Source organism: Streptomyces swartbergensis, from assembly GCF_002148965.1.
Lineage (GTDB): Bacteria > Actinomycetota > Actinomycetes > Streptomycetales > Streptomycetaceae > Streptomyces > Streptomyces swartbergensis.
This window is the reverse complement of sequence record NZ_NGFN01000379.1, coordinates 1-8,129: the sequence shown is the minus strand read 5'-3', so window position 1 is coordinate 8,129 and position 8,129 is coordinate 1. Positions and strand designations below refer to the sequence as shown.

At 73.2% G+C, this 8,129-nt stretch carries 7 protein-coding genes; 1 reads left to right on the top strand and 6 read right to left on the bottom strand.

Translation table 11 applies throughout. From position 1 onward, the window contains the following. Positions 1–1,425 (bottom strand): MFS transporter (locus CA983_RS37140; protein ID WP_086605138.1); only part of this gene is annotated, 1,425 nt, incomplete at its 3' end. A gap of 151 nt (positions 1,426–1,576) precedes the next feature. Here CA983_RS37140 and CA983_RS37135 point away from each other — a divergent pair. Then, positions 1,577–2,197: a dihydrofolate reductase family protein gene (locus tag CA983_RS37135; RefSeq protein WP_086605136.1), complete on the top strand. Its 621-nt coding sequence runs from the start codon at positions 1,577–1,579 to the stop codon at positions 2,195–2,197. 206 nt (positions 2,198–2,403) lie between these two features. Here CA983_RS37135 and CA983_RS37125 read toward each other — a convergent pair whose 3' ends face one another. From CA983_RS37125 to CA983_RS37105, 5 genes are all read right to left on the bottom strand, one after another. After that, positions 2,404–2,892: a DUF6083 domain-containing protein gene (locus CA983_RS37125; RefSeq protein WP_208637119.1), complete on the bottom strand. Its 489-nt coding sequence runs from the start codon at positions 2,890–2,892 to the stop codon at positions 2,404–2,406. A gap of 81 nt (positions 2,893–2,973) precedes the next feature. Further along, a complete protein-coding gene (locus CA983_RS37120; protein ID WP_086605133.1) occupies positions 2,974–4,140 on the bottom strand; it encodes an SUKH-4 family immunity protein in 1,167 nt (388 codons plus the stop codon). A 181-nt stretch (positions 4,141–4,321) separates the two neighbouring features. Beyond that, positions 4,322–4,861: an AAA family ATPase gene (locus CA983_RS37115; protein ID WP_208637118.1), complete on the bottom strand. Its 540-nt coding sequence runs from the start codon at positions 4,859–4,861 to the stop codon at positions 4,322–4,324. Then, positions 4,861–7,179, bottom strand: coding sequence for a xanthine dehydrogenase family protein molybdopterin-binding subunit (locus CA983_RS37110; protein ID WP_086605132.1), 2,319 nt, complete (start codon positions 7,177–7,179; stop codon positions 4,861–4,863). The genes CA983_RS37115 and CA983_RS37110 overlap by 1 nt, the downstream gene beginning before the upstream one ends. After that, a partial coding sequence (locus tag CA983_RS37105; RefSeq protein WP_244207249.1) for a (2Fe-2S)-binding protein occupies positions 7,176–8,129 on the bottom strand: 954 nt, incomplete at its 5' end. The genes CA983_RS37110 and CA983_RS37105, both read right to left, overlap by 4 nt.

The following is an 8,129-nucleotide window of genomic DNA, read 5'->3' as shown; positions in this document are numbered from 1 at the left end:
CACCCACACCCCCGCCATCGGCAGGAACACCGCGGTGAAGGCCGCCGGGTGGGAGCCGGTGGTGTCGGCGGTGGTGTGGGTGACCGTGCCGCCGCCGAGGGCGGCGAAGGCGGCGCCGCCGGCGGAGAGCAGGACGACGTTGGAGAGGCCGTCGGAGATTTGGAGGGCGGCGGAGTTGGTGCCGGCCTCCTCGGGGGCGGAGAGTTTGAGCAGGAGCACGCTCGTGGAGGAGATGACGAGGCCCATGCCGAAGCAGCCGAAGGCCCAGGCGACGGCCAGGGTCCACACGGGCACGGAGTCGATCAGCACACTCGGCGCGGTGGCGATGGCCGCCGCCACCAGCAGCATGCCGAGAGTCGTCAACCGCTCCCGGTACGGCTCGAACCGCGTCCGCGACTGCACCCACGAGCCCAGCGCCCACGTCCCGCCGCCCGCGGCGAGCGAGAACCCGGCCAGCGTCGGACTGAGCCCGCGCTGCGTCACCAGCATCAGCGGCACGAAGGACTCCGCGGCGATGAAGGACCCCGCGGCGACGCCGCGCAGCAGCACGACGGACGGCAGCCCGCGAGCGGCCCGGTAGGTGCCGCGCGGGAGCAGCCCGAGCACGGCCGGCACCAACAGGGCCAGTCCGGCCGCGCCCGGCAGGAGCGAGAGGGGGCGCAGGTCCTGGGCGGCGTACTGGAGGAGGCCGGCGCCGAGGGAGATGGCCAGGGCCAGGCGGATGCGGCGGCGATTGAGGGAGGGGGGTTCGTCGGAAGGGAAAGGCTCCGCCGCAGGTACTGGTCCGGCCGCCCGGCGCCGTATCTGCGGCAGCGCGAGCGCGAGCGGAAAGACGACGAGGACGGGTATCCCGATGAACACCCACCGCCACCCGAGCTGCTCGGTCACCGTGCCGGCGGCGAGCGGGCCGATGATCGACGGCAGGATCCAGCTCGCGGCGAACGCGGCCATGATGGCCGGCCGCAGCCGCTCCGGATACGCCCGCCCGACGACGACGTACAGCGCGACGATCACCAGCCCGCCGCCGAGCCCCTGCACGGCTCGCCCCAGGATGAACACCCACATCGCCCCGGCGGTCCCCGACAGCAGCAGCCCGGCCCCGAAGGAGGCGATGCCCGTCGTCAACGGCCCGAGGGGCCCGCGCCGGTCCGACCACTGCCCGGAGAGCACCATCCCGAACAGACTGGTCGTGAAGTACCCGGAGAACGCGAACGCGTACAGCGACACCCCGTCCAACTCCCGCGCCGCGACGGGCATCGCCGTACCGACGGCCGTCGCCTCGAAGGCGATCAGCAGCACCACGGAAACGATCCCGAAGCTCAGCGCCCGATACGTCCGCCCCAGCACGGTCTCGTCCACCGCGGGGGCGGAGGGCAGGTCATCGGCTTCCACGACATCTGCGTCACGCGGCTTCGGGGCGGTCATGACGGCCAGGGTAAGGGCCACGCGGCACTTTGACCCCTGTCGCGAGACGGTCCCCGCCTGGGACCTTGGTCGTACGCCTCCTTGTTCATGCTGACGCCTGGCAGGAAGCTCACCCGAAGGTGACGGAGATCGTTACGAGGAGGAGAGAACGATGGCCGAAAGAACAGGCAGGGTGCTCTGCGACATCACGATCTCGGCGGACGGCTACTCCGCGGGGCTCGACCAGACCGAGGAACGCCCGTTCGGCGACGACGGCGGCGACGGCACGGGTGACAAGCTGCACGCCTGGATGTTCGACACCCCTGACGAGAACCGGGCCGAGGTCGACCTGTTGGCCGCCGCCGGAGCATTCATCATGGGCCGCAACATGTTCGGCCCCGTGCGCGGCGAGTGGGACCGGCAGTGGAACGGCTGGTGGGGCGACAATCCGCCGTTCCACGCGCCGGTGTTCGTGCTCACGCACCACCCACGCGAGCCACAGCCGATGGACGGCGGCACCACCTACCACTTCGTCACCGACGGAATCGCGTCGGCACTGGCACAGGCACGTGCGGCGGCCGGCGACGACGATGTCCTGATCCTCGGCGGCGCGACCACCATCAACCAGTACCTCACCGCCGGCCTGATCGACGAGCTGCGGCTGCACATCGTGCCGTTCACACTCGGCGCAGGCACGCGCCTGTTCGAGGGCGTCCCGCCGCTGAAACTGGAACAGGTGAAGTCCCGGCCGGCGACCTTGGTCACGCACCTGACCTACCGGGTGCTGTCCTGAGCCGGAGGGCCGCTCCGTCGCCAGCCCGCGGAGCACAGACCGTCGTTCGGGCGGAACATGACCCATGTGTAGTTGTAGCCCGTTCGCACCGTCACGGGATTCGGCGTGGGGCCGTCATTGACGTAGGACCCCGGGTCGGGCGTGACCAGCCTATTCGCCCTGGGAATCTTCCACGGGAGCGGGCGGTCAGCCTGCACCCGGCGGCACTAGCCAGCATCGGGAAGCGCTCCCGGGTCGGCTTCCCCATCAGCCTTCCGCCTTGCCCTGCGCGCGTTCTCCGCCCGAACGGCGTCCAGCCACCGCCAGAGGCCGATCTCCTCAAGCTTCAGCCCCGGACAGGCGATCCGATGCGGCACACGGCACACGGCACCGGGCGCGGGCTCGTCCTCGCGGCTGTTCCACGCCGTCCCGTTGGAGTCCACGTACCAGCGGTGCCAGGCGGGCACCATGTGCGCGGGCACCGGCATGTCCGGTTCGAGGAGGACGTGCCACCCGTAGTAGGTGACACGCCGGTCACCGACAAGCCCGCAGTTGGGGCAGACGGGCGGAGCGGGCGGCTCGGGGCCGGTGGCGCCTTCCATCGCGGCCTGGGCCCGGTCGGCCTTCTCCCACGGCTGCGGCGCCCCCGGTGGCCGCTGCCGGTGTCCGTCGGGGTCGGGTAACGGGATGATGCTCGACTCACCTGTATCCCCCATGGAACCGAGCATGTGGGTGCGTACGGGAGTCGACCAGGGCGCAATCGGGGCGCAACGGGAGCAGTCGGTCGTCGCCCGCTCCTACAGCACCCCGCCCGCCTCGTCCTGGAACGCGTCCGTCCAGTAGTGGCGGCCCGAGTTGCCCGCTGTGACGCCCGTCGGGTCGACCGCCGACAGGACCTGGAGCATCGTCATGGCCAGCTGGTCGTAGGTGTCGGTCGTCAGCTCGTGGTCCGACTGGGCGTCGATCGCCCGCTCGCGGTGCAGCAGCCAGAGGGTGAACGCCAGCGTCGACACGTCCGTGTTCAGCGGGTACAGCATCGCCTCGGGCTCGCACCAGTTCAGGACCGCGCCCGTCGCGCCGTCGACGACCAGGCTGTTGTCCTCGACCAGGTGGCCGAGGCGTATCAGGCGGTCGGCGCCGGCGGGGAGGTGCGCCGGGGTGTCCGCGTCGGCGTAGAACTCGGCCAATGTCGCCAGGGGGACGTCCGTGTCCAGGGAGAAGACGTAGGCGTCCTCCGGCAGGCCCACCTCGCGCAGGAAGCGGCGGGTCGGCTCGTGCGTGAGGGTCGCGGGGAAGTCGACGTCCTCGAAGCGGGCCACCTTGCCGGGGCCGAACTCCTGGTCCAGGAGGCGGTGCGGGAGGTCCAGGGACAGGCCGGATGCGCCGGACCGGCCCGCGACCAGGGACAGGGGGCGGATCAGGGCCGCCATCTTCCAGAACGGGGCCGGCTCGCCGTCCGTCCCGTCCCGGAACACCGCCAGCAGGTGCTGGGAGGCCTCCGCCACCGCCTTCGGGCCGAAGCGGCCCGCGTAGGAGGCGAACTGGCCGCGCAGGCCCGCCAGTTCGTCCGTCGCCTCGGCGAAGCGGACCAGTGTTCGCAGCGAGGGCGCCAGCGGGCGGCGGTCCATCAGGTCGGGGCGGTCGGGCAGGAAGTACGTCGTCGAGATCTCGCCCGTCGCGCCGTCCAGCAGGACGGACTCCGTCTCCATGCCTTTGGGGCCGAGCAGTCCGCCTATCAGGAGCTGCTCGCGCAGCTCCGCCGACAGCCGGTCCTGCGGGCCGCCCGTCGAGTCCGCCACCGTGCGCAGACCCTCCCGGTCCAGCTCGGCGAAGCTCAGCACGCCGCTGTCGCCCGGCAGTCCGGGCCCGGTCAGCCAGTGCCTCGTCGACGCGTGCGTCACCCACGGGTCCAGCTCGGACTCGGTCAGAGTGATCACCGCGGAACCGGCGTCGGTCGTACTCATGGGCTCCCCCGCATGTGCTTGCTCACCGTCCCCTGGCGGAGCACGGCAGACCGCCCGGCCAGGCCCGGCAGCCGTCCCCCACTGCCCAGAACAGTACGCCCCACCACTGACAACGCCCCGGAACAGCGACGCGCCCAGCGACTACGCGCCCACCTCGGTACGCGTCCACCTCAGCAGACGCTCAGAGCACCCTCGCGCGTTCCCTTTCCGCGAGAATCGCCTCCACGGTCTGTCCCACCGTCAGATCCGAGGTGCCCAGCCACAGTCCGACGCGCGGCGTCCGCGTGCGCAGCGCCTCGTCCAGCATGCCGACGGTCCAGGCGTCGCCGTATCCCGTCTTCGAACGCTCCGCCTCCCGCGCGGCCACCGCCTCGGGCCGCGGCGCGAGGACGACGACGTACAGCGGCCGGGTGCGCACCAGAGCGGCGTACGTCCTCAGGTCCTCGCCCAGCACCACGTCCTGCACGACGGCCGTGAACCCGGCCTCGGCGTACGCGTCCGCCGTCGCCGCCGACAGGCGGTACCGGAGCCGGAGCTGGGCCTCGGCCTCGTCCCCGGCGCCGGGGACGTACTCCTCCCGGCCGGACACGATCATGCGCCGGAACACATCACCGCGGACGTGCGCGGCCCGCGGCAGGGTCTCCGCCAGCGCCTGGGCGACCGTCGACTTGCCGGCCGCCATCACGCCGGTGACCAGGACGACCCCGTCCAGGACGGGCATCAGGAGCGTTCCGTGACCACCGCGGCCTGCGGGCGGATCGGCAGCCGGTTCACGGGGCGGCCCGTGGCGGCCCGTACGGCGGACGCGATGGCCGCCGGGGACGTCACCACCGGCACCGCGCTGACCGCCTTGGCCCCGAAGGGGGCGACCACGTCCCGCTCCTCGACCAGCCGGACGATGCGGATGTCGGGCGCGTCGAGAGCCGTCGGGAGGGCGTAACCGGTCAGGTCCGGGTGGCGGATCAGGCCGCGCGGGGTGCGCAGGTTCTCGGTCAGCGCGATGCCCAGGCCCTGGGTCACGCCGGCCTCGATCCGGGCGGCCAGCTGGGTGGGGTTCAGGACCCGCCCCACGTCCTGGGCGACGGCCAGTTCCACGACCCGTACGGAACCGAGCTCGATGTCGACGTCCACCACCGCGCGGATCGCGCAGAAGGCCATGCCGACGAAGGCGTCACCCTGGCCCGCCTCGTTCAGCGGCTCGGTCGGGTGCGGGCGGCACTGGGCGGTGGCCCACAGTTCCTTGCCGTCCAGCGCCTCGGTGACGGTCGTCGAGAGGACTCCGTCGTACGACGTGATCTTGCCGTCGGTGATCTGGAGCAGCTCCGTGGACATGCCGAACTTGTGGGCGAGCGGCTGGAGGAGCTGCGTGCGGACCATCTTGGCCGCGCGCTCCACCGCGCCGCCCGACACCCAGGTGTGCCGGCCCCGGCAGCCCGCGCCCGCCGGGGGCTGGTCGGTGTCGACGGGCGCCACGTGCACCTCGTCCATGCCGAGCGTCTCCTGCACGATCTGCCGGGCCAGGGTCGTGAAGCCCTGGCCGGTCTCGACGGCCGCGCACAGCACCGTCGCCACACCGTCGTGGACCTTCACGGTCGCCGTGGAGACCTCGTCCGCGCCCTCCGCGCCGAGCATGTGCACCATGCCCACGCCGTAGCCCACGCCCCGGCGCACCGCGCCCGGTTCACCCGCGCCCTCGGGGCCGCCGGGCAGCAGCCACTCCTCCTCGGGTGTGTCCTTGGGCAGCGGCGGCAGCGGGAAGTCCCGTACCGCCTGGAGCAGTTCGGCGACGGGGGCCGGGCAGGTCACCGTCTGGCCGGTCGGGAGCACGTCGCCCGTCGCCATGGCGTTGCGCAGCCGCACCTCGGCCGGGTCGAGGCCGAGCTTCTTGGCGATCTTGTCCATCTGCGCCTCGTATGCGGCGCAGACCTGCATGGCGCCTTCGCCGCGGACGTGGCCGGACGGGGGGTTGTTGGTGCGGACGGCCCAGCCCTCGATGAAGGCGTTCGGGACGACGTACGGTCCGCAGGCGAACGCGACGGCGGCGGCCAGGGCGTCGGCGGAGGTGTCGGCGTAGGCGCCCGCGTCGAGCAGGATCTGCGCCTCCACCTTCACGAGTCTGCCCTCGGCGTCGGCGTGGTGGCGGTAGCGGAGCAGGGTGGGGTGCCGGTGGGTGTGCCCGAGGAAGGACTCCTCGCGCGTGGCGGTGAGTTTCACCGGGCAGCCGGTCCGCAGCGCCAGCAGGCCGAGCGGGAGCTGGAAGCTCGGGTCCTCGCGGTCGGCGGTGGCGCCGGGCACGCCGGTGACGACGACCTTGACCCGCTCGGGTTCCAGGCCGAAGGCGGCGGCGGCCGTGTCGCGGTCGGCGTGCGGGTCGGTGGAGGCGAGGTACAGCTCCACACCGCCGTCCGGGCGCGGTACGGCCAGGCCCGCCTCGGCGCCGATGGGCGCGGGGTCCTGGCGGCCGATGCGGTACAGGCCCTCGACGACGATCTCGCCGGCCGCCTCCGGGTCGCCGTGGCGCAGCGGGATGTGCCGGATCAGGTTGCCGTCGGGGTGCAACGGCTCCGCCTCGAAGGCCTGCTCCGGGTCGGTCACCGGGTCGAGCACCTCGTACTCGACGATGACGGCTGCGGCGGCCATCCGCGCGGTGTCCGGGTGGTCGGCGGCGACGGCGGCGATGGGCTCGCCGTGGTGGCGCACGACCTCGGAGGCGAAGAACGGGCGGTCGGCCGTGCCGCGGCCGTGCAGCGGGCTGCCGGGGACGTCCTCGTGGGTGACGACGGCGCGTACGCCGGGCATCTCGCGCGCGTGGGAGGTGTCGATGGAGACGATGCGCGCGTGCGGGTGGGGCGAGCGCAGCACGGCCGCCCACAGCAGGCCCTCGGCCCACAGGTCGGCGGCGTACGGGAAGGTGCCCTCCGTCTTGGCGCGGGCGTCCGCTGCCGGGAGGGAGACGCCCAGGCCATGCGGCAGCGGTTCGGGGGCGGGGGCGGCCTCCGCGGCCTGTGCGGCCTGCGCGGTGGCTGCTTCGTTGCTCACGCGGGGCCTCCGTCCTGGCCGTAGGGCTGGTCATGAGGGTCTGGAGTGTGCGGTTCCGGGGGCGAGCCGAAGGCCGACGCGTGGACGCCGCCGGCGCCCGGGCCCGCCTGGTGCGGGATACGGGCCCCGTCGGTGTCGCCGTCGGCGGGCGCGGAGTGTGCCTCGCGTTCGGCGACGACCTCCTGCACGGCGTCCACCACGCCCCGGTAGCCGGAGCAGCGGCACAGGTTGCCGCACAGCGCCTGGCGGGTCTCCAGCTCGGTGGGCGCCGGGTTGCCCTCCAGGAGGTCGTGCACGGTCATCGCCATGCCGGGCACGCAGAAGCCGCACTGCACGGCGCCGCAGCGCGCGAGCGCCCGCTGCACGTCCGACGGCTGCCCGTCCTCGGCCAGGCCCTCGACGGTACGGACCTCGCTGCCGGCGGCGGTCACGGCCGGGACCAGGCAGGACGCGACGAGCCGCCCGTCGACCTGGACGTTGCACGCGCCGCACTCGCCCTGCGAGCAGCCGTCCTTGGCCCCCGCGAGTCCGAGCCGCTCGCGCAGCACGTACAGCAGGGACTCGCCGATCCACGCGTCGCTGACGGGGCGGTCGGTGCCGTTGACGCGCAGGACGTAGGAGGCGAGGGGGTGTTCCTCCTGCGGGGCCGTGGAGGGCGCGTCCTGGGACGCCTCGCTCTGGGTGCCGGCCGAGTCGTTCGAGCCGGCGGACTGGTCCTGCGCTGATGGGTCGTCCGGGGTCTCGCCATCGGCGTCCTCCGGGTCGGCGTTGTCCGGTCCGGTGCTGTCCTGTCCGGCGTTGTCCTGTCCGGCGTTGTCCGGGCCCGCCTCGGCCGGGAGGGGCCCGGTGGGCGGCTCGGCGGGGGCGTCAGCGCCCTCTGTGCCGTCTGGGGCGTCCTCGGCGGCCTCACCGGGGTCGGGAGCTTCTTGTGAGGCTTCCTGGGCGGTCTG

What these genes read in the sequence shown, in the direction of transcription:
- CA983_RS37135 (WP_086605136.1), top strand. Translation starts at nt 1,577, where the DNA reads ATGGCCGAAAGAACAGGCAGGGTGCTCTGCGACATCACGATCTCGGCG.
- CA983_RS37125 (WP_208637119.1), bottom strand. Translation starts at nt 2,892, where the DNA reads ATGGGGGATACAGGTGAGTCGAGCATCATCCCGTTACCCGACCCCGAC.
- CA983_RS37120 (WP_086605133.1), bottom strand. Translation starts at nt 4,140, where the DNA reads ATGAGTACGACCGACGCCGGTTCCGCGGTGATCACTCTGACCGAGTCC.
- CA983_RS37115 (WP_208637118.1), bottom strand. Translation starts at nt 4,861, where the DNA reads ATGCCCGTCCTGGACGGGGTCGTCCTGGTCACCGGCGTGATGGCGGCC.